Origin of the sequence: Streptomyces sp. NPDC007983 (assembly GCF_042958345.1) — a bacterium.
Lineage (GTDB): Bacteria > Actinomycetota > Actinomycetes > Streptomycetales > Streptomycetaceae > Streptomyces.
The window spans coordinates 1-20,196 of record NZ_JBIBJI010000024.1; the positions used below are offsets into that span (position 1 = coordinate 1).

General features: G+C 72.8%; 16 protein-coding genes. 8 read left to right on the forward strand and 8 right to left on the reverse strand.

All coding sequences use genetic code 11. The features are described from left to right. Positions 1-451: 451 nt before the first annotated feature. Positions 452-1,471 carry a tryptophan--tRNA ligase gene (gene trpS, locus ACFZCY_RS39675; protein WP_391185026.1) on the forward strand — a complete coding sequence of 340 codons (1,020 nt, stop codon included), beginning with the start codon at positions 452-454 and terminating at the stop codon, positions 1,469-1,471. Between the two features lie 58 nt (positions 1,472-1,529). Here trpS and proC read toward each other — a convergent pair whose 3' ends face one another. After that, positions 1,530-2,339 carry a pyrroline-5-carboxylate reductase gene (gene proC, locus ACFZCY_RS39680; RefSeq protein WP_391185029.1) on the reverse strand — a complete coding sequence of 270 codons (810 nt, stop codon included), beginning with the start codon at positions 2,337-2,339 and terminating at the stop codon, positions 1,530-1,532. A 298-nt stretch (positions 2,340-2,637) separates the two neighbouring features. On the opposite strand from proC, the gene ACFZCY_RS39685 reads away from it, so the two are divergent. Then, the gene (locus tag ACFZCY_RS39685) at positions 2,638-3,024 is read left to right on the forward strand and encodes a hypothetical protein (protein WP_391185031.1); all 387 of its coding nucleotides are present in this window, start codon (positions 2,638-2,640) and stop codon (positions 3,022-3,024) included. A 201-nt stretch (positions 3,025-3,225) separates the two neighbouring features. Further along, positions 3,226-4,761, forward strand: coding sequence for a SulP family inorganic anion transporter (locus ACFZCY_RS39690; RefSeq protein ID WP_391185034.1), 1,536 nt, complete (start codon positions 3,226-3,228; stop codon positions 4,759-4,761). Positions 4,762-4,875: 114 nt separating this feature from the next. Here ACFZCY_RS39690 and ACFZCY_RS39695 read toward each other — a convergent pair whose 3' ends face one another. Next, positions 4,876-5,151 (reverse strand): SH3 domain-containing protein, encoded by a 276-nt coding sequence (locus ACFZCY_RS39695; RefSeq protein ID WP_391185037.1) that lies wholly within the window; start codon positions 5,149-5,151, stop codon positions 4,876-4,878. A 161-nt stretch (positions 5,152-5,312) separates the two neighbouring features. Here ACFZCY_RS39695 and ACFZCY_RS39700 point away from each other — a divergent pair, with 161 nt between their 5' ends. Then, the gene (locus ACFZCY_RS39700) at positions 5,313-7,580 is read left to right on the forward strand and encodes a PQQ-binding-like beta-propeller repeat protein (protein ID WP_391185039.1); all 2,268 of its coding nucleotides are present in this window, start codon (positions 5,313-5,315) and stop codon (positions 7,578-7,580) included. Between the two features lie 12 nt (positions 7,581-7,592). Here ACFZCY_RS39700 and ilvD read toward each other — a convergent pair whose 3' ends face one another. The 4 genes from ilvD to ACFZCY_RS39720 all read right to left on the reverse strand — a co-directional run bounded on the left by ilvD (position 7,593) and on the right by ACFZCY_RS39720 (position 12,116). Further along, positions 7,593-9,443, reverse strand: a complete 1,851-nt coding sequence (ilvD, locus tag ACFZCY_RS39705) for a dihydroxy-acid dehydratase (RefSeq protein ID WP_391185042.1) — start codon at positions 9,441-9,443, stop codon at positions 7,593-7,595. A 143-nt stretch (positions 9,444-9,586) separates the two neighbouring features. Beyond that, positions 9,587-10,231 (reverse strand): TetR family transcriptional regulator, encoded by a 645-nt coding sequence (locus ACFZCY_RS39710; protein ID WP_391185044.1) that lies wholly within the window; start codon positions 10,229-10,231, stop codon positions 9,587-9,589. Continuing rightward, positions 10,228-11,073, reverse strand: a complete 846-nt coding sequence (locus ACFZCY_RS39715) for a sugar phosphate isomerase/epimerase (RefSeq protein WP_361490173.1) — start codon at positions 11,071-11,073, stop codon at positions 10,228-10,230. Before ACFZCY_RS39715 ends, ACFZCY_RS39710 begins: the two co-directional genes overlap by 4 nt. A gap of 113 nt (positions 11,074-11,186) precedes the next feature. After that, positions 11,187-12,116: a Ppx/GppA family phosphatase gene (locus ACFZCY_RS39720; RefSeq protein WP_391185048.1), complete on the reverse strand. Its 930-nt coding sequence runs from the start codon at positions 12,114-12,116 to the stop codon at positions 11,187-11,189. 139 nt (positions 12,117-12,255) lie between these two features. On the opposite strand from ACFZCY_RS39720, the gene ACFZCY_RS39725 reads away from it, so the two are divergent. Continuing rightward, positions 12,256-13,113 carry a hypothetical protein gene (locus tag ACFZCY_RS39725; RefSeq protein WP_391185050.1) on the forward strand — a complete coding sequence of 286 codons (858 nt, stop codon included), beginning with the start codon at positions 12,256-12,258 and terminating at the stop codon, positions 13,111-13,113. Positions 13,114-13,377: 264 nt separating this feature from the next. Here the strand turns inward: ACFZCY_RS39725 and ACFZCY_RS39730 are convergent, their stop codons facing one another. Further along, positions 13,378-15,078: a sigma-70 family RNA polymerase sigma factor gene (locus tag ACFZCY_RS39730; RefSeq protein WP_391185053.1), complete on the reverse strand. Its 1,701-nt coding sequence runs from the start codon at positions 15,076-15,078 to the stop codon at positions 13,378-13,380. 191 nt (positions 15,079-15,269) lie between these two features. Here ACFZCY_RS39730 and radA point away from each other — a divergent pair, with 191 nt between their 5' ends. After that, entirely contained in the window at positions 15,270-16,691 is a 1,422-nt protein-coding gene (gene radA / locus ACFZCY_RS39735; protein ID WP_391185055.1) for a DNA repair protein RadA, read from the forward strand. Between the two features lie 259 nt (positions 16,692-16,950). Further along, complete coding sequence (gene disA, locus ACFZCY_RS39740; protein ID WP_055557245.1) at positions 16,951-18,009, forward strand: DNA integrity scanning diadenylate cyclase DisA; 1,059 nt, start codon at positions 16,951-16,953, stop codon at positions 18,007-18,009. Between the two features lie 63 nt (positions 18,010-18,072). Here the strand turns inward: disA and ACFZCY_RS39745 are convergent, their stop codons facing one another. After that, positions 18,073-18,939, reverse strand: a complete 867-nt coding sequence (locus tag ACFZCY_RS39745; protein ID WP_391185059.1) for a hypothetical protein — start codon at positions 18,937-18,939, stop codon at positions 18,073-18,075. A gap of 239 nt (positions 18,940-19,178) precedes the next feature. Here ACFZCY_RS39745 and ACFZCY_RS39750 point away from each other — a divergent pair, with 239 nt between their 5' ends. Next, positions 19,179-20,099 (forward strand): A/G-specific adenine glycosylase, encoded by a 921-nt coding sequence (locus ACFZCY_RS39750; protein ID WP_391185061.1) that lies wholly within the window; start codon positions 19,179-19,181, stop codon positions 20,097-20,099. Positions 20,100-20,196: the final 97 nt, after the last annotated feature.

The window sequence follows — 20,196 nt, forward strand, 5'->3', positions numbered from 1 at the left end:
CCGTTTCCGGCCCCCTGTTGGAGCGGGGTGTTTCGCGCCTTCCGGCGTGTCCACCACTTTAGCGGATTCCCCCGGATGCTCATAATCGAGCTTTTTGGTCCGGATTTCGGCATGCCGAAGTCGTTCCCGATTGGGGGTCGTGCGGAGTGGTTTGCCGCCGGTGCGGCTCGAGTGGCTGTCCCGTTTCCCTGCGGGCTCCGTGACAACTCGAAGAACACTACACGACGCCCCGGCGGCGTTCAAACCCGTGCCGGAGGGCTCCGGTGGGCGTACTCTCTGTGCCATGACGAAGCATGCGCACATCGCACAGTGGTGGCCCGCCTGACGGCGGCCGCCCCCAGCGCATGCACCTCCACGGCCGCCGCTCCGGCGGCCGTTTTCGTATCTCCTCCCTCTCGGGGAGCCGGCCGTCCGGTCCGGCGGTCCCGGGACAACGGGAGAGAGCACACCCATGGCACACACCACGACGGCACGGCCCAGGATCTTCAGCGGGGTCAAGCCGACCGGGCATCTGACCCTCGGCAACTACCTCGGCGCCGTGCGCCGGTGGGTCGAGGAGGACCAGTACCGGGCCGACGCGCTGTTCTGCGTCGTCGATCTGCACGCGCTGACCGTGGAGCACGATCCGGCGCGGGTGCGACGGCTGACCCGGCAGGCGGCCACGCTGTTCCTCGCCGCCGGTCTGGATCCGGCGCAGTGCACCCTGTTCGTCCAGAGTCATGTGGACGAACACGCGCGGCTGTCCTATCTGATGGAGTGCACGGCCGCCGACGGCGAGATGCGGCGGATGATCCAGTACAAGGAGAAGGTCGCGCAGGAGTCGGCGCGCGGCAGGAGCGTACGGCTGTCGCTGCTCACCTATCCGGCGCTGATGGCGGCCGACATCCTGGCGTACGGGACGGACGAGGTGCCGGTCGGTGACGACCAGACGCAGCATGTGGAGCTGGCCCGGGATCTGGCGCGGCGGTTCAACCAGCGGTACGGGCCGGTCTTCACCGTTCCCCGGGCGACGGCTCCGCCGGTGGCGGCGCGGGTGATGGATCTGCAGGACCCGCTGTCGAAGATGGGCAAGTCGCACGGCGAGGGCAGGGGCATCGTCTATCTGCTGGACGAGACCGATGTCGTGCGCAAGAAGATCATGCGGGCGGTCACGGACAGCGGCAGCGATGTCCGGTACGACCGGGAGGAGCGGCCCGGGGTGGCGAATCTGCTGGATGTGCTCGCGGCGTGCACCGGGGGCAAGCCGGAGGTGCTGGCCGAGGAGTACACCTCGTACGGGGCGTTGAAGGGGGCGGTGGCCGAGGCGGTGGTGGAGCTGCTGCGGCCGCTCCGGGCCCGGCATGCCGAGCTGAGCGCGGATCCGGGTTATGTGGACCGGGTGCTGCGGGCCGGGGCCGAGCGGGCCCGGGCGCTGGCCCGGCCGCGGGTCGACGCCGCCTATGCGGCGGTGGGGCTGCTCCCGCCGGCCTGAGCCGCGGAACCCGGGCCGGGGCTCTCGGGCCCCGGCCCCGGGCGGGCAGGCAGTCGGGTCAGCTGTTGCCGGAGGCCAGCTCGCGGCTGCGGTCGCGGGCCGCCTCCAGGGCGGCGATCAGGGCCGCGCGTACGCCGTGGCTCTCCAGTTCGCGGATGGCGTTGATCGTCGTACCCGCGGGGGAGGTCACGGCCTCGCGCAGCGAGACCGGGTGCTGGCCGCTGTCGCGCAGCATCGTCGCGGCGCCGATCGCCGCCTGGACGATCAGGTCGTGGGCCTTGTCGCGGGGCAGCCCGAGCAGGATTCCGGCGTCCGTCATGGCCTCGACGAGAAAGTAGAAGTACGCGGGACCGGAGCCGGAGAGGGCGGTCGCGGCGTCCTGCTGGCTCTCCGGGACGCGGAGCGTCTTGCCGACGCCGCCGAAGATCGCCTCGGTGTGGACGAGGTGCTCCTCCTTGGCGTGGCTGCCCGCCGAGATGACGGACATGGCCTCGTCGACGAGGGCCGGGGTGTTGGTCATGACGCGCACCACGGGGGTGCCGACGGCCAGGCGCGCCTCGAAGAAGGAGGTGGGGATGCCCGCGGCGCCGGAGATCACCAGCCGGTCGGCGGGCACATGCGGGGCCAGCTCGTCCAGCAGCGTGCTCATGTCCTGCGGCTTGACGGTGAGGATGAGGGTGTCGGCGGCCTTGGCGGCCTCGGCGTTGGTGACGGCCTCGACGCCGTAGCGTGACCGCAGCTCCTGGGCGCGCTCCGGGCGCCGGGCGGTGACCAGCAGATCGGTCGGTTTCCAGCCACCGCGGATCATTCCGCTGAGAAGGGCTTCGCCGATCTTTCCCGTGCCGAGCACGGCGACCGTCTCCGTCATAGTGCGGCTCACCTCGTGCGTTGCTGCGATGGATGGACGTCTCTCATCCTCGCACCGGGCAGCCGGGTGACGCGCCGCGCGTTATTCATTGTTCGATGAATAATATTTTTCACCGCTCCTCTCGGCGACCCGGCGTGACCCGATCGCTGGTGAGCGCTGGCGTCCGCCGGAGCGACCGGAAGGAATCCGTCCTGTTCGATGCCTCTCCGTTCACAAGTTGGTTACATATCAACTTGCAAATGGTCACGGGCTTCTGGACACAATGGAGTTGAGTGTCGATACGTACAGGAGGGAGGCGATGGTGAGGACGGTCCGGCATACCGCCCGTGGGCTACTGGCCGTGGTATCCGTACTGCTCGCCCTCTTCATCGCCGCAGACTGCACGTCCGCGCAGGTCACCCATCCCGAAACGATCGCCTCGACGGCGTCCGCCGACCCCAAGCCGATCATCAAGGCTCTCTCCACCCATCATGATGACGGGGTCGAGGACTGCAACGGGCTCCGTAACGGACGAGCCCCGCTGACCGCACCCACACCGAGCGGCAAATACGGATGTGTGTGCGGATGCGACGCCGGTGTGCCGATGCCGCGCACCGCGATCACCACATCCCGCACGGGCCGAGAGGCCGTGCCGGTCTCGAGATCGGGCGAGCTGCCCGTCACTCTCCAGATCTTCCGCTGCTGAGGGTTGCGCCGTCATATGCCGACGGCTCATGACGGCTTATTTCGTGCGCCCTCGCGCGTCACGTTTCACGCTTCCTCACGCTTCGTGTGAGCAAGCGAGCTTCACCGCCAGCGACCGATTCCATCGATCCCACTGACGAAGTGCTATGCCATGCCCCCGCCTGCCCAGAGCCGGTGACGGGGCGCACTGGAGGCAACCCTCATGCGAAACTCTCTACTCGACCGTTTCCGCGGCGCCGGCGGCGCCGCAGGCTCTTCCCCCGGCGCGGGGACATTCCGCGCCGACTTCACCGCTTCCCTCGTCGTCTTCCTGGTGGCCGTGCCCCTGTGCGTGGGTGTGGCCGTCGCCTCCGGCGTCCCGGCCGAGCTGGGCCTGATCACCGGCATCGTCGGCGGTCTGGTCACCGGCCTCCTGCCGGGCAGCAGCCTGCAGGTCTCCGGCCCCGCCGCCGGTCTGACGGTGCTGGTCTACGAGGCGGTACAGGAATACGGCGTCGCGGCGCTGGGCGTACTCGTCCTGATCTCCGGACTGCTCCAGCTGGCCATGGGCGCCCTGGGCTTCGGCCGCTGGTTCCGGGCGATCTCGCTCGCCGTGGTGCAGGGCATGCTGGCCGGTATCGGCCTCGTACTGATCGCCGGGCAGCTCTACGCGCTCGGCGACATGAAGGCCCCGAGCAGCGGGCTCGACAAGATCTTCGGGATTCCCGGGCTGATCGGCGATGTGGCCGGGTCGAGCGACTCGCTCACGGCCGTGGCCATCGGCGTCGGAACCATCCTGGTCCTGGTCTTCTGGCCGCGCTTCAAGCAGGGCGCCAAGGTCCTGCCCGCACCGCTGGCCGCGGTCATGCTCGCGACGATCGCGACGGTCAGCCTCGATCTGCCGATCGCCCGGGTCGAGGTCAAGGGTCTGCTGGAGGCCATCCAGCCCCCCGGCCTCGGTGAGTTCACCCAGCTGACCGAAGTGGGCATGATCGGAACCGTCCTCGCGTTCACGCTGATCGCGTCGGCGGAGAGCCTGTTCAGCGCGGCGGCCGTGGACCGGCTGCACGACGGCCCGCGCACCGAGTACGACAAGGAACTGATGGCGCAGGGCGCCGGTAACGCGGTGTGCGGTGTGCTCGGCGCGCTGCCGATGACCGCGGTGATCGTGCGCAGCTCGGCCAACGTGTTCGCCGGTGCCAAGACGAAGCTCTCGCGCATCCTGCACGGTGTGTGGCTGCTGGTCTTCGCGGTCCTCTTCCCCTCCGCGCTGGGCATCATCCCGATCGCGACGCTCGCCGGTGTGCTGGTGCACGCGGGCTGGAAGCTGATCCCGACCAAGGAGCTGCTGCCGCTGTGGCGGGAGCGCCGGGGCGAGGCGATCATCCTGATCGTGACCGCCGGGGCCATCGTCACCACCGACATGTTCGAGGGCGTCATCATCGGTCTGCTGCTGTCGGTCATCAAGACCGCCTGGGAGACCTCGCACGTCCACATCGACGTCACGGGGCGCGACGACGCCGACGAGGACCAGCCCATCAAGGTGCGGGTGCTCGGCAACGCGACCTTCCTCCGGCTGCCCAAGCTGCTGGACGAGCTGGAGGCGCTGCCCCGTGAGCGGGTCGTGGAGCTGGACCTGCGGGGTCTGCGCCATGTGGACCACGCCTGCGAGATGGCGCTGGCCACGTGGACCGAGCGGCACAACGCGGTGGTGAGCCACGCGGAACCCGTCGAAGAGGACACGAAAGTACCCGCGTAAGACCTGAACGGCACAGCCCAGCCCCGGGCCCTCGGCGCTTCTCGCGCCGGGGGCCCGGGGCTTTTCGCCGGGCGCGCGGGGCAACCGGGCGCGCAGTTCAGCCGGGCGAGCGGTTCAGCCGCAGGCGACGGTGACGAAGCCGTCGCTTCCCGTCTTCACATACGCGTCGGACACGTACTGCCCCGGCGCGACGCAGTCCCAGATGTCCGTCGAACCGTACGGGCCGGACACCCGCTGACCGTGCGTCTGGCAGCGGATCGGCACCCGGGTGTCCACCGGCAGCTTCTTGACCAGTGCGTAACCCGTGCCGGGACCGCTGCGGACGTTCACCTGGTAGCCGGGCGCGGTCGGATAGGTGACGGCTTGCGCGACGGCTTCTTCGATGGCCATGTGGCCCTCCCCCGTTGAATCTTCGTTCCGAAGTTGTGCGAGTTGTGCACATGTCGGATGTCGGATCAAGTGACACGACATGGGGAGGTTAACAAGGCTCGTACACATCATCGACTAGGCTCGCCGAGTCGCTTAGCGGGCCGATTACACGGGGGTGGGGCATGCCGCCGGGGCGCGGAGCCGGGACGGGGCCAGAAGCGGAAGACATGGAGTACGCCGGGCAGTACCGGCTGGAGGCACGCCTCGGCTCGGGTGGCATGGGCGTGGTCCACCTCGCCCGCTCGGCGTCGGGCCGACGGCTCGCGGTGAAGGTCGTACATGCCGAGTTCGCCGAAGACCCCGAGTTCAGGGCGCGGTTCCGGCAGGAGGTGGCGGCCGCGCGGCGGGTCAGCGGGGCGTTCACGGCGCCCGTCGTGGACGCCGATCCGGAAGGGCCGCGGCCCTGGATGGCCACCACCTACATCCCCGGCCCGACCCTGGCCGAACACGTCAAGCGGAACGGCTCGTTGGCGTCGGACGAGGTGGTGGCGCTGGCGGCCGGGCTCGCGGAGGCGCTGCGCGACATCCATCGGGTGGGGGTCGTCCACCGCGATCTGAAGCCGAGCAATGTGCTGCTCGCGGCGGACGGCCCGAAGGTCATCGACTTCGGGATCTCCCGGCCGTCCGACAGCGAACTGCGCACCGAGACGGGCAAGTTGATCGGCACACCGCCGTTCATGGCGCCCGAGCAGTTCCAGCGGCCGCGGGCGGTGGGCCCGGCGGCGGACGTGTTCGCGCTGGGGTCGCTGCTGGTGCACGCGGCGACGGGGCGGGGGCCGTTCGAGTCGGAGAGCCCGTACATCGTGGCGTACCAAGTGGTGCACGACGAGGCGGATCTGGCGGGGGTGCCGGACGAACTGCTGCCGCTGATCGAGCGCTGTCTCGCCAAGAACCCCGCGGAACGGCCCACCCCGGATGCCCTGATGACCGTGTTGCGGGCGGTCCGCGGGCCGCAGCCGCCGGAGGTGCGGGGGCCCGCCGCCCCCGTGATGCTTCCGGCGCAGCGGGTGGCGGAGCCGCGAGTGTCGTCCGAGCCGGTGGTTCCGTCTGAGCCCGAGGCGGAGCAGGAGCCCGAGGCGGCGCCCGGGCCCGAGGCGCCCGGGCCCGAAGCGGCCGGGCCCGAGGTGGCCGGGCCCGAGGTGGCCGGGGAGGCCGCGCCGCGTGGCCGCCGGGGTGTGCGGCGGTGGGCCCCGGCGGCGCTCGCCGCGCTCGTCCTGCTGGGCGCGGGCACGGTCGTCGGGCTGCGTCAGCTGGACGAACGGGAGTCCGCCGCTGAGCGGCAACCGCGGAACAGCGCCGCGACCACCACCGCGTGGCGGCCGTGGGAGCGGGAGCTGCGCGGCGGCGCGGCCGAGGCGAAGGCCGAGGGCGCGCGGCCCGCGTCCTGTTCGTACGGGGACGGCGCGCTGTACTGCGCGGCGCGCGGCGTCCAGGCCGCCCGCATCGACCCCGCCGACGGCCGGGTGGTGTGGTCGCGCCCCGCCACCACGAGCCGCCCCGGCGGGACGGCCACGGACGCGCCGGTCCCGGCGGGCGGTCTGGTGCGGATGGTGTCGCCGGACGGGACGCGGCTGGAGGCGCTGGATCCGCGTACCCACGCGGTCCGCTGGAGCCGCGAGGTGTCCGCGTACGGCGGCCGGGTGTACTCCGCGGGCGGCACGGTGCTGCTGGTCGCGGCGGACGGCACCGTCACGGCGGTGAACGGGGCGACGAACCGGGAGCGTTGGAGCCATCGCCTGGCCGGGCACGCGGAGCCGAGCTTCTTCAGTTACGGCGACGGCCGCACCGCCTACGCCCTCACCACCGCCCCGGACGGCCGGCACACACAGGTCACGGCGATCGACACGGTGCGCGGTACGACGCGCTGGCAGCGCTCGCTCTCCGGCACCCTCACCCCCGTGGGGGCGGGCCCGGACGGCGTCCTTCACCTGACGGAGGCCGACGACCGGACCCGTACCGTCGCCGTCGTCCGCTACGACCCGGCGCGGCGGGCGGAGCGGCGGTCCGAGCTGACCGCGCCGGTGTCCCTGAGCAGCGCCGCCACCCGGGGCGACCGGGTGTATCTGCTGGGCGAGGACGGCGGGTTGGTGGCCGTCGACACCGCGCGCGGGGCGCAGCGGTGGCGGATGGAGACCTCGGTGGCCAACGCCTCGCCGCTGGTGGTCTCGGGTGAGCGGCTGTACTTCTCGTCGGCTGACGGCCGGCTGCTGGCGGTGGACACGCGGCGGGCCCGGCTGCTCGGCCAGACCCGCCCCCGCGCGAATGGCCCCGACGGCCAGGGCTTTCTGGCCCTGATGCCCGCGCCGGTGGCGGCGGCGGGCAAGGTCTTCGCGACGGCCCCGGACGGCACGGTGTTCGCCGTGGACGCCCGGGATCCGGCGCGCTGGTGAACTATCCCGGGCTCATCCCAGCCGGGTGACGTCCCGGACGGCGCCCTTGTCCGCGCTGAGGGCCATGGCCGCGTAGGCGCGCAGGGCGGTGGACACCTTGCGCTCGCGGTTCTTCGGGGCGTAGACGCCGCCGAGGGCCTCGCGGCGGGCGGCCAACTCCTCGTCGGGCACGAGGAGTTCCATCGTGCGGGCGGGGATGTCGATGCGGATCCGGTCGCCGTCCTCGACGAGGGCGATGGTGCCGCCGGAGGCCGCCTCGGGGGAGGCGTGGCCGATGGACAGGCCCGAGGTGCCGCCGGAGAAGCGGCCGTCGGTGATCAGCGCGCAGGCCTTGCCCAGGCCCCGGCCCTTGAGGAAGGAGGTGGGGTAGAGCATTTCCTGCATGCCGGGGCCGCCCTTGGGGCCCTCGTAGCGGATGACGACGACGTCGCCCTCCTTGACCTGCTTGTTCAGGATCCGCTCGACGGCTTCCTCCTGCGACTCGCAGACGACGGCCGGGCCCTCGAAGGTCCAGATCGACTCGTCGACGCCCGCGGTCTTCACGACGCAGCCGTCCTCGGCGAGATTGCCGTAGAGGACGGCGAGGCCGCCCTCGGTGGAGTAGGCGTGCGCGACGTCGCGGATGCAGCCGCCCTCGGCGTCGGTGTCCAGGGTGTCCCAGCGCTCGGACTGGGAGAAGGCGGTCGCGGAGCGCACGCAGCCGGGCGCGGCGTGGAACAGCTCGACGGCCTCGGCGGACGGCGAACCACCGCGGATGTCCCACTGCTTGAGCCAGTCGGCGAGCGAATCGGAGTGCACCGAGTGCACGTCCTCGTTGAGGAGGCCCGCGCGGTACAGCTCGCCGAGGATGGCGGGGATGCCGCCGGCCCGGTGGACGTCCTCCATGTAGTAGACGCCGCCGGGGGCGATGTTGGGCGCGACCTTGGACAGGCAGGGCAGCCGGCGGGAGATCTCGTCGATCGCCTGCATGTCGAAGTCGAGCCCGGCCTCCTGGGCGGCGGCCAGCAGGTGGAGGATCGTGTTGGTGGAGCCGCCCATGGCGATGTCGAGGGCCATGGCGTTCTCGAAGGCGGCGCGGGAGCCGATGTTGCGCGGCAGGACGGTCTGGTCGTCCTGCTCGTAGTGGCGCTTGGTGATCTCCACGACCGTGCGCCCGGCCGTCTCGTACAGCTCCTTGCGGGCGGTGTGGGTGGCCAGCACCGAGCCGTTCCCCGGCAAGGCGAGGCCGATCGCCTCGGTGAGGCAGTTCATCGAGTTGGCGGTGAACATGCCGGAGCAGGAGCCGCAGGTCGGACAGGCGTTGTCCTCGATGAGGGCGATGTCCTCGTCCGAGACCTTGTCGTTGACGGCCTCGGAGATCGCGGTGATCAGGTCGAGCTTGCGGACCGTGCCGTCGACGAGGGTCGCGCGGCCGGACTCCATGGGGCCGCCGGAGACGAAGACGGTCGGGATGTTGAGCCGCATCGCGGCCATCAGCATCCCGGGCGTGATCTTGTCGCAGTTGGAGATGCAGATCAGCGCGTCCGCGCAGTGCGCCTCGACCATGTACTCGACGGAGTCGGCGATCAGGTCGCGGGAGGGGAGGCTGTAGAGCATCCCGCCGTGGCCCATCGCGATGCCGTCGTCGACGGCGATGGTGTTGAACTCGCGCGGGATGCCGCCCGCCGCGTGGACCGCCTCGCTGACGATCCGGCCGACCGGCTGGAGGTGGGTGTGGCCGGGAACGAACTCGGTGAAGCTGTTGGCCACGGCGACGATCGGCTTGCCGAAGTCCTCACGCGCTACGCCGGAAGCCTGCATAAGGGCGCGGGCGCCCGCCATGTTGCGGCCGTGGGTGACGGTGCGAGACCTCAGCTCGGGCACGGTGCTCGGCTCCCTCGTAAGTGCGTCCTGTGAAGCGGACGTGCGGATCGGTTCGGAGTCTTCTGACTCTACGCCTGTGGGTCTCGAATCCCGATGCGGTGTCCGGATCCAGAGACGGGCGGCTCACCGTACGGAACCACGCGTCACTTCTCGGTGAGATAGCGCTGGAGCGTCGGGCCCACCATGGCGATGATCTCGTCCACGGTCGCGGAGGCCACCGGCTCCATCTTGATCACGTACCGCAGCATCGCGACCCCGAGGATCTGGGCGGCCGCGAGCTGGGCCCGGAGCTTGGGGTCCGGTACGTCCAGGTCGCGCGCCATCCGCATCAGCAGCCGCCGCTCGATCATCCCGCGCAGTACGGCGGCGGCCGCCTCGTTGGTGAGCGCGGAGCGCATCACGGCCAGCAGGGGCAGCCGGGTGACCGGGTTCTCCCAGGTGGCGAAGAAGTAGCGGGCCATCCGCTCGCCCGCGCCCTCCGGGCTGCCGCCGTGCACCGCGTCCGGGGCGCCCATGGCGGGCGCCAGGATCAGCTCGATCGCCGCGCCGAAGACCTGCTCCTTGGTGCCGAAGTAGTGGTGGACCAGGGCCGGGTCCACCTCGGCGGCCTTGGCGATGCCGCGGATCGAGGCCTTGTCGTAGCCGCGCTCGGCGAACTCGTTGCGCGCGGCGGTCAGGATCCGGTCGCGGGCCCCGGGGCCGTCGGCCACGCTGCCGCGGGCCGGGCGGCCGCGGCCGCGGCGGGGACCGGCGGCGGGCGGCGGGGGCGGGGGTGTCGCGGGGGTCACTTCCGGCGCACCGCCCTGCCCGTCCGGGAGGCCGGGGTCGGGGAGGCCAGATGGAGCCGGGTGAAGGCCAGCGCCTCCGCGAGATCGGCCTCGCGCTCGGCCTGGGACATGGCCCGCCGGGTGTTCACCTCGACCACCACATGGCCGTCGAAGCCGGTCGTGGCGAGACGTTCCAGCAGCTCGGCGCAGGGCTGGGTGCCGCGCCCCGGCACCAGGTGCTCGTCCTTGTTCGAGCCGTGGCCGTCGGCGAGGTGGAGATGGGCGAGCCGGTCGCCCATCCGGTCCACCATGTCCAGGGCGTCGGTGCGGGAGGTCGCGGTGTGCGACAGGTCGATCGTGAAGTGCCGGTAGTCGTCCTTGGTGACGTCCCAGTCCGGCGCGTACGCGAGCATCTCCCGGTCGCGGTAGCGCCACGGGAACATGTTCTCCACCGCGAATCGCACGTCGGTCTCGTCCGCCATCCGCCAGATTCCGCGTACGAACTCGCGGGCGTAATTGCGCTGCCACCGGAACGGCGGGTGGACGACGACGGTGGACGCGCCCAGCCGCTCGGCCGCCGCCTTGGCCCGCTGCAGCTTGACCCACGGATCGGTGGACCACACCCGCTGAGTGATCAGCAGACATGGCGCGTGCACGGCAAGAATCGGCACCCCGTGATACTCCGAGAGGCGGCGCAGCGACTCGATGTCCTGGCTGACCGGATCGGTCCACACCATGACCTCGACACCGTCGTAGCCCAGCCGCGCGGCGATCTCGAAGGCCGTCGCCGTCGACTCCGGATAGACCGAGGCGGTGGACAGGGCGACCTTCGCATCCGGGATGCGCACCACTGGCTCTGTCACGAGGGACAGCGTACGGCCGCTGCTCTGTGCGACTAAACCGCGACCGCCGATCACGTCATGCGGGCGTCATGCGGGCACGCGGTCCAGGCGTCATGCGGGCAGGTGCTCAGGCGTCATGTGGGCAGGTGGTCCAGGCGGCGCAGAATGACCCCCTCGCGCAGCGCCCACGGGCAGATCTCCAGCACGTCGACGCCGAACAGATCCATGGCGGCCTCGGCGACCAGCGCCCCCGCCAGCAGCTGCGGGGCCCGGCCCTCGGACACCCCCGGCAGCTCGGCGCGCTCCGCGACGGGCATGGCCGCCAGCCGGGGCACCCACTCCTCCAGCGCCTTGGCGGTCAGCCTGCGCTCCACGTACAGGCCCTCGGCGGAGCGTGCCGCGCCCGCGATCCGGGCCAGCTGCTTGAAGGTCTTGGAGGTGGCGACCACCTGGTCCGGTGTGCTGTGGCGGCTGAAGTCGCCGACGATGCGGGCGATCTCGGTCCGCACATGCCGGCGCAGGGCGCGGACGTCCCCCGTGTCGGGCGGGTCGCCGGGCAGCCACGCGGCGGTGAGCCGGCCCGCGCCCAGCGGCAGCGAGACCGCCGCGTCGGGCTCCTCGTCGAGCCCGTACGCGATCTCCAGCGAGCCGCCGCCGATGTCCAGGAGCAGCAGCCGCCCGGACGACCAGCCGCACCAGCGGCGGGCGGCCAGGAAGGTGAGCCGGGCCTCGTCCTCGCCGCTGAGCACGCGCAGCCGTACGCCGGTCTCCTCGGCGACCCGGGCGAGGACGCTGTCCGCGTTGGCGGCCTCCCGTACCGCGGAGGTCGCGAACGGCAGGACCTCCTCGACGCCCTTGTCCTCGGCCGCCTGCAGCGCCTCCTTGACCACCGCGATCAGGCGGTCGACGCCTTCGGAGCCGATGGCCCCGTCGCCGTCGAGGAGTTCGGCCAGCCGCAGTTCCGCCTTGTGGGAGTGGGCGGGCAGCGGGCGGGCGCCCTGATGCGCGTCCACCACCAGCAGATGGACCGTATTCGAACCCACGTCGAGGACACCGAGTCTCATGGCCAGAACGCTACTGTGCGCCTGGCGTGGTCATGCACGGGATCCCTCCCGGACGCCTCCCGGCTCCCTCCCGGCTCCCTCCTGGCCTCGTGCGGTCCCCGTCCCCGGCGTCTTCATGGCGGGGGCATACCCTTGCACCGTGGCAAAGACGAAAAAGGCGAAGCAGGACAAAGGCCGAAAGAACGCCCCGGAGTCGGAGCAGAGCCCGGAGCAGACGCCGGTCTCCTCCCCGGCGGCCCAGCCCGCGGACGAGGTCGGCCTGGACTTCGCCCGCGCCTGGATCGAATTCCCCGACCCCGCCGACGAGGAACAGGTCTTCCGCTGCGACCTGACCTGGCTGACCTCCCGCTGGAGCTGCGTTTTCGGCCAGGGCTGCCAGGGCATCCAGGCCGGTCGCGCGAGCGACGGCTGCTGCACCCTGGGCGCGCACTTCTCGGACGAGGAGGACGAGGAGCGGGTCGGCCGCCACATGGCCCGGCTGACCCCGGAGATCTGGCAGTTCCACGACGAGGGGCACGCCCGGGGCTGGGTGCAGGAGGACGAGGACGACGGCGACCGACAGACACGCCGCTACGAGGGCTCGTGCATCTTCCAGAACCGCCCCGGCTTCGCGGGCGGCGCGGGCTGCGCGCTGCACATCCTGGCGCTCCGGGAGGGGCGCGAACCGCTGGAGACCAAGCCGGACGTCTGCTGGCAGCTGCCGGTGCGGCGGTCGTACGAGTGGATCGACCGGCCGGACGACACGCAGGTGCTGCAGATCACGATCGGCGAATACGACCGCCGGGGGTGGGGCCCGGGCGGGCACGACCTGCACTGGTGGTGCACCTCGGCGGTGTCGGCACACGGCGCCGGGGAGCCGGTGTACGTGTCGTACCGGCCGGAGCTGACGGAGCTGATGGGCAAGGCGGGGTACGACCGGCTGGCGGAGCTGTGCGAGGCGCGGCTGGCGGCCTCCCTGCCCCTGGTGGCCCCCCACCCGGCGGACCCGGTGGGCTGAGGGGGTTCTTCTCCCCCACCCCGCCCCTTCCCGTAACCAGGGGCTGCGCCCCCTGGACCCCCGCCTGCGCGGGGCCGGGGCGCCGGGCCTTCGAGGAGCTGCGGGCCGTAGCCGGCACGACTGCGCGGCATCGGCCCCAGCCCAAGGCGACGGGCTCGGCGCCACGGCGAGACCCGCGGCTCGGCGAGGGCCGGGGCGCCCGCGCCGGGCCCCGACGCCTGGGCGTGGGAGGCGGCACGCTCGCGGCGGCTGCCCCCGCGCCCGCTATCCCTTCGGCGTCGGCGAGTCCGAGGGCGGTGGGGTCGAAGGGGGCTGGCTCGGGCCGGGGGATGTGGGGGTGGGGGTCGGGGCGGGGCCCTGGCCCTCGATCACCACCATCGCGCCCGACGGCGCCACCATCACCCGCGCCCGCCACCGGCCCGGCGGCTCGCGGTCGTGGTCGACCGACACCGTGATCGTCACCGATTCGCCGGGGCGCAGCTCACCGGCGGTGCGGCTCAGCTGGAGCCAGGGGGCGCCGCCCGACGCCGAGGCCGACCAGTGCACCGGGGCGCCGCCCGAGGCGGCCAGGGTGATGACCGTCACATCGCCGCTCGGCTGGGCCTCCACGGTGAGCCGCCCGGGACCGGGGGCGGGGCGGGGCGGGGCGGATTCGCCGCCGTGGCGGCCGCCGCCGCTCGGGCGGCGGGACCGCCCGGCGCCCGGGCCGAGCCGGTCCCGGTCGCCGTCCGCGCCGATGACCTCGACCGTCACCTCGGCGGCCCCCGGCGCACCGGCCCGGCTCCGCAGGCGGGCCGCGCCGGAACGGTCCTGCGCGCTGCCCGCCTGCTCGTACGCACGTCCGGCGGACCGATCCTGCTCACCGGCCGGAGCCTTGTCCGCGCCATCAGTGCCGTCCGCACCGTCCGCGTTGGCGGCGGCCACCGAATCCGTGTCGTGCTCGTCACCGGCGAGCGGCGCGCCCCGGTAGGCGGCCCACAGGGCAAGCACCGGGGCGGCGATGACCGTGGCGACCACGGTCGTGGTCAGGGCGCGGCTGCGCAGCCTGCTGCGGCGGGCGGCCCGGTCCTGGGGGTCCAGCGGGAAGCCGCGCCGGTCGAAGCGCGGACCGGCCGCGGCGCGCACGGGGCGGGCGCTCAGGGCGCACAGCATCGCGGCGTGCACATCGGGTCGGGGGGCCTCCAGCACCGGCAGCGCGGCGGGGGCGGCGGCCGTGCCGGGCCAAGGGCCGTCCGCCGTGGCCCGCTCCGCCATCCGGCGGCATTCGCGGCAGTCGTCGACATGGCGCACCAGCTCGCGGCGGAGCGCGGCGGAGAGCAGCACCTGGGTGTCGCCCGCGAGCCGGGCGACGACGGGACAGTGGCCCAGTTCGACGACGGCGAGCGCGGCGCGGGTCCGCTCCACCTCGCAGGCGGCGCTGGAAAGCAGGGCGCGGGTCTCGTCGGGCTCCTTGCCGAGCGCGGCGGCGACCTCGGCGGGGGTGAGCTGGTGGCGTACGTGGAGTTCGAGCGCCTCGCGCTGGGCAGCGGTGGTCCCGGCGGCCTCGGGCCAGGCGAGCGCGGCCAGTTCGCGGCGGCGCAGGTCGGCGACGGGCTCGGGCGGCGCGGTGTCCGGGCCACCCCGACCGGCCCTCGGCTCCCGCTGCTCCCGCAGCTCGGCGAGCTTGCGCAGACAGGCCCAGCGGGCGACCGCGTAGAGCCACGGACGGCTCGGCTCCTCCTCGCCCTCAGCGCGCCCCCGCCCCCGCCCGAGCCGCCGCTCGGCGACGGCCAGCACATCGCCGAGCGTGACGGCGGCGGCGTCGTGCTCGCACAGGACCGACAGGCAGTAGGTGAACAGACCGTCCAGATACGGCTCGTAGCGCGCGGGAGGCCGCTGGGGGCGCGTGGTGGCGACGCGGGGCGCGCGGCGCTGCGCCCGGTGTGCGCCGGCGGCGTGTGTCGAGTGCTCGGACCTGCTGCTCATCACCCGGCGACCGTAGGCGGATGATGCAGACTTACTCGCCTTACTTGGGCAGTTTTAACCCTTACGGGTGACCATCTCCCTCATAAGGGGACAGGTGCCCCCCTCTCGCGTCCCGGAACTGCTATGCGCACCGGGCCGGGCAAGCGCTGCCGGGCGCACCGCTGTCGGTGGGCGACGCTAGCGTTGACGCCATGGCTGCCCGTAGCTCCTCCCGTTCATCCGCCAAGGACCGCCCCTCCTACCGCTGCACCGAATGCGGCTGGACCACGGCCAAGTGGCTCGGCCGCTGCCCGGAGTGCCAGGCGTGGGGCACGGTCGAGGAGTTCGGAGCGCCCGCCGTGCGGACCACCGCGCCCGGCCGGGTCACCTCGGCCGCGCTGCCCATCGGCCAGGTCGACGGCCGCCAGGCCACCGCCCGCTCCACCGGTGTGGACGAGCTGGACCGGGTGCTCGGCGGCGGCCTGGTCCCCGGCGCCGTGGCGCTGCTGGCGGGGGAGCCGGGGGTCGGCAAGTCGACGCTGCTGCTGGACGTCGCGGCCAAGGCGGCCACCGACGACCACCGGACGCTGTACGTCACCGCGGAGGAGTCGGCGAGCCAGGTCCGGCTGCGCGCCGACCGCATCGGGGCGCTGAGCGAGCATCTCTACCTCGCGGCCGAGACCGATCTGTCCGCCGTGCTCGGCCATCTCGACTCGGTGAAGCCGTCGCTGCTGATCCTGGACTCCGTGCAGACCGTCGCCTCCCCCGAGATCGACGGCGCGCCCGGCGGCATGGCCCAGGTGCGCGAGGTGGCCGGGGCGCTGATCCGGGCGTCCAAGGAGCGCGGCATGTCCACGCTGCTGGTCGGCCATGTCACCAAGGACGGCGCGATCGCGGGTCCCCGGCTGCTGGAGCACCTGGTCGACGTGGTGCTGCACTTCGAGGGCGACCGGCACGCCCGGCTGCGGCTGGTCCGCGGCGTCAAGAACCGTTACGGGGCGACGGACGAGGTGGGCTGCTTCGAGCTGCACGACGAGGGCATCACCGGCCTCGCCGACCCTTCGGGGCTGTTCCTCACCCGGCGCGCCGAGCCGGTGCCCGGCACCTGTCTGACCGTCACCCTGGAGGGCCGCCGGCCGCTGGTGGCCGAGGTGCAGGCACTCACCGTCGACTCGCAGATCCCCTCCCCCCGCCGCACCACCTCCGGCCTGGAGACCTCCCGCGTCTCGATGATGCTGGCCGTCCTGGAGCAGCGCGGCCGGATCAGCGCGCTGGGCAAGCGCGACATCTACAGCGCCACGGTGGGCGGGGTGAAGCTGTCGGAGCCAGCGGCGGACCTGGCGGTGGCGCTGGCGCTGGCGAGCGCCGCGAGCGACACCCCGCTGCCCAAGAACCTGGTGGCGATCGGCGAGGTGGGGCTCGCGGGCGAGGTCCGGCGGGTCACGGGGGTGCAGCGGCGGCTGTCCGAGGCCGCCCGGCTGGGCTTCACCCACGCCCTGGTGCCCTCCGACCCGGGGCGCGTGCCCGACGGCATGCGGGTGCTGGAGGTGGCGGACATAGGGGACGCACTACGCGTATTGCCCCGGCGCGAGCGCGCCGACCGGGCCCGCAAGGACGCCCCCGAGCAGAGCTGATCAAGGGGGCGAACGCGGTGGTGAGCGGGGCGATCCGGCCCGCGGGGAGAGCCGCGCTCCGGCTCCCCCCGCGGGCGTACGCCGGGAGACCCCACGGGAGGCCGGGGACCGCCGGTAGACTTTGCCCTGGTCTCGCCCCTACGTAGCCTCGTACACCGGCGCGGAGGGGCGACTCGCGGCACCGATTCAGACCTTGTGACGGAGGAGTGCAGTGGCAGCAGGCGACCGGGCATCGAATCCCGGCAAAGCCGACGGTCTGATGCGTGCCACTCTGAGCGCTGTCGCGCCGGGCACGGCGCTGCGCGACGGCCTTGAGCGCGTCCTCCGTGGAAACACGGGCGGGCTCATCGTGCTCGGCACCGACAAGACCGTCGAGTCGCTGTGTACCGGCGGCTTCGTCATCGACGTCGAGTTCACCGCCACCCGGCTGCGCGAACTGTGCAAGCTGGACGGGGCTCTGGTGCTCGACAAGGACATCAGCAAGATCGTGCGGGCGGGGGTGCAGCTCGTCCCGGACGCGGCGATCGCCACCGAGGAGACCGGCACCCGGCACCGCACCGCGCAGCGCGTCTCCATCCAGACCGGGTTCCCGGTCGTGTCCGTCAGCCAGTCCATGCGGCTGATCGCGCTGTACGTGGGCGGGCAGCGGCGGGTCCTGGAGGATTCGGCCGCCATCCTCTCCCGCGCCAACCAGGCGCTGGCCACCCTCGAGCGGTACAAGCTGCGGCTGGACGAGGTCGCGGGCACGCTCTCCGCGCTGGAGATCGAGGACCTGGTCACCGTCCGGGACGTCAGCGCGGTCGCGCAGCGGCTGGAGATGGTGCGGCGCATCGCCACCGAGATCGCCGAGTACGTGGTGGAGCTGGGCACGGACGGCCGGCTGCTGTCGCTGCAGCTGGACGAGCTGATCGCGGGCGTCGAGCCGGAGCGGGAGCTGGTCGTACGGGACTACGTGCCCGAGCCGACCGCCAAGCGCACCCGCACCGTCGCCGACGCGCTCGCCGAGCTGGACCGGCTCACCCACACCGAGCTGCTCGAACTCCCCATCGTGGCCCGCGCCCTGGGGTACACGGGCTCCCCCGAGACCCTGGACTCGGCGGTCTCCCCGCGCGGCTTCCGGCTGCTGGCCAAGGTGCCGAGGCTGCCGGGGGCGATCATCGAGCGTCTGGTGGAGCACTTCGGCGGGCTGCAGAAGCTGCTGGCCGCGAGCGTGGACGATCTGCAGATGGTCGACGGCGTGGGCGAGGCCCGGGCCCGCTCGGTCCGCGAGGGCCTGTCGCGGCTGGCGGAGTCGTCGATCCTGGAGCGGTACGTATAGCGACACGGCGGAGGGGGCCGGATCCGCGTCGGCGGATCCGGCCCCCTCTGCCGTGAGCAGGTCCTAATCCTTGGCGAGGACGAACGACACCTTGGCCGTGCCCAGACCGTCCAGCTTCGCCTCGACCAGGTAGGTGCCCGCGGCGGCGGTCTTGGCGCCCTTCGGGGTCGCGCAGTGGGCGGAGGTGCGCGCGCGGTCCCATTCCACGGTGCGCTTGGTCTCGCCGGAGGCGGGCACCTCGACCAGGGCGGTGGCGGTGCCCTCGGGGCAGTCGTCCGAGGCCCAGACGTGCTCGTTGTCCGCGTCCGTGATGGTCAGTGAGGCGGCCGCCCGGCCGAAGTCCACCGCGCAGGAGCTGTTCGAGGAGTTCTTCACGGTGATTTCGAACGTCGGCTTCTCATCCGGCTCGTACGTGTTCTTCACCTTCGCGTCCTTGACGCTGCGCACCGTCAGGTCGATGTCGCCGCGCTTGCACTCCGGCAGGCTCGACCCGACCGGCAGCCCCTGGCCGTCCCCGTCGCCGAGTCCGTCGCCGGTGCCGCCGGTGGCTCCGGTGCCGCCCGTGCCCTCCGCGTCGCCGGACCCGGTGCCCGCACCGCCGCCGCCGCTCTCATCGGAGCCGGAACCCGAGCCGGAACCCGAGCCGGAGCCCGAACCGGGGCCCGTGCCGCCGGTGTCCGACTCGTCGCGCCCGCCCGGCCGTTCGCTGTTCACCGGCCCGGAGGAGGTCGGCCCGGGGGTGATCGTGCGCGCGGGTCCGCCGCCGCCCGGCCCCTTGCCCTCGTCGCTTCCGCCGCCGCCCGAACCACCCCAGCCGAAGGCCCAGATGACGAGCAGCACGATGAGGGCGAGCAGGGCCAGCGCAACAGCCCTCCGCCGCCAGTAGATGGAGGAGGGAAGCGGCCCGATCGGATTGCGCAGAGATCCCACGCGGAAACTCTACGAGAGAACGGCGCCCACACCCGCCAATAACCGCCGCCAGCCTCCCTACTTTTCTCATCATCCGACCGGATCGGCCACCTGGGCGACGACAGCCCGGGCGATTCCCGGCCGCCCACCGCGCGACCGGGCATGAATTGCACCGTTTCGAGCAGATCTGCCCCGGCTCGACCCGAACGCCCGCGCCCTCGCCCCCCATCGGGCCTTCCGTCGTGTCAGGATCGGATGTGATGACTGCCATTTCCGCCGCCCCGGCCGCCGCAACCCCGACCCCCGACGGTGCCGAGCTCCACCGGCCCGTCATCGACTGGTTCGACGCTCACGCCCGCGACCTCCCCTGGCGCCGCCCGGAGGCCGGAGCGTGGGGTGTGATGGTGAGCGAGTTCATGCTCCAGCAGACGCCGGTGAGCCGCGTGCTCCCGGTGTACGAGCAGTGGCTCGCCCGCTGGCCGCGCCCCGCCGACCTGGCCGCCGAGCCGCCCGGTGAGGCGGTCCGCGCCTGGGGCCGGCTCGGCTATCCGCGCCGCGCGCTGCGGCTGCACGGCGCGGCGGCGGCCATAAGGGAGCGGCACGGCGGTGATGTGCCGGGGGACCACGCGCAGCTGCTCGCGCTGCCGGGGGTCGGCGAGTACACGGCGGCGGCCGTGGCCTCGTTCGCGTACGGACAGCGCCATCCGGTGCTGGACACCAACGTCCGCCGGGTGTTCGCCCGGGCGATCGGCGGCGTCCAGTACCCGCCGAACGCCACGACCGCCGCCGAGCGCAAGCTCGCCCGCGCCCTGCTGCCGGACGACGAGCGGACGGCGGCGCGCTGGGCGGCGGCCACGATGGAGCTGGGCGCGCTGGTCTGCACGGCCCGCACCCCCGACTGCGCGCGCTGCCCCATCGCGGCGTCCTGCGCCTGGCGCGGGGCCGGTTCGCCGGAGCACGACGGCCCGCCGCGGCGCGGCCAGACGTACGCCGGGACGGACCGTCAGGTGCGCGGCAAGCTGCTGGCGGTGTTGCGGGAGGCGGTCGTGCCGGTGCCGCAGGCGGCGCTGGACCAGGTGTGGCACGAGCCGGTGCAGCGCGCCCGGGCGCTGGACGGGCTGGTCTCCGACGGTCTGGTCGAACCGCTCGCGGGCGGCCTCTACCGGCTGCCGCTGACCTGACCCGCGGCCGCCGCGGGGGCCCGCCCCAAGACACCGTCACACGCCTCGGATTCACGCCCTCACCAGGCATCCTGTGACAGAGCTGTGACACTCCCAG

Bases quoted from the DNA above. Each gene is read 5' to 3' on its own strand.
- trpS (WP_391185026.1), top strand. From the start codon at position 452: ATGGCACACACCACGACGGCACGGCCCAGGATCTTCAGCGGGGTCAAG.
- proC (WP_391185029.1), bottom strand. From the start codon at position 2,339: ATGACGGAGACGGTCGCCGTGCTCGGCACGGGAAAGATCGGCGAAGCC.
- ACFZCY_RS39720 (WP_391185048.1), bottom strand. From the start codon at position 12,116: ATGAGACTCGGTGTCCTCGACGTGGGTTCGAATACGGTCCATCTGCTG.
- ACFZCY_RS39685 (WP_391185031.1), top strand. From the start codon at position 2,638: ATGGTGAGGACGGTCCGGCATACCGCCCGTGGGCTACTGGCCGTGGTA.
- ACFZCY_RS39730 (WP_391185053.1), bottom strand. From the start codon at position 15,078: ATGAGCAGCAGGTCCGAGCACTCGACACACGCCGCCGGCGCACACCGG.
- ACFZCY_RS39695 (WP_391185037.1), bottom strand. From the start codon at position 5,151: ATGGCCATCGAAGAAGCCGTCGCGCAAGCCGTCACCTATCCGACCGCG.
- ACFZCY_RS39700 (WP_391185039.1), top strand. From the start codon at position 5,313: ATGCCGCCGGGGCGCGGAGCCGGGACGGGGCCAGAAGCGGAAGACATG.
- disA (WP_055557245.1), top strand. From the start codon at position 16,951: ATGCGTGCCACTCTGAGCGCTGTCGCGCCGGGCACGGCGCTGCGCGAC.
- ACFZCY_RS39750 (WP_391185061.1), top strand. From the start codon at position 19,179: ATGACTGCCATTTCCGCCGCCCCGGCCGCCGCAACCCCGACCCCCGAC.
- ACFZCY_RS39690 (WP_391185034.1), top strand. From the start codon at position 3,226: ATGCGAAACTCTCTACTCGACCGTTTCCGCGGCGCCGGCGGCGCCGCA.
- radA (WP_391185055.1), top strand. From the start codon at position 15,270: ATGGCTGCCCGTAGCTCCTCCCGTTCATCCGCCAAGGACCGCCCCTCC.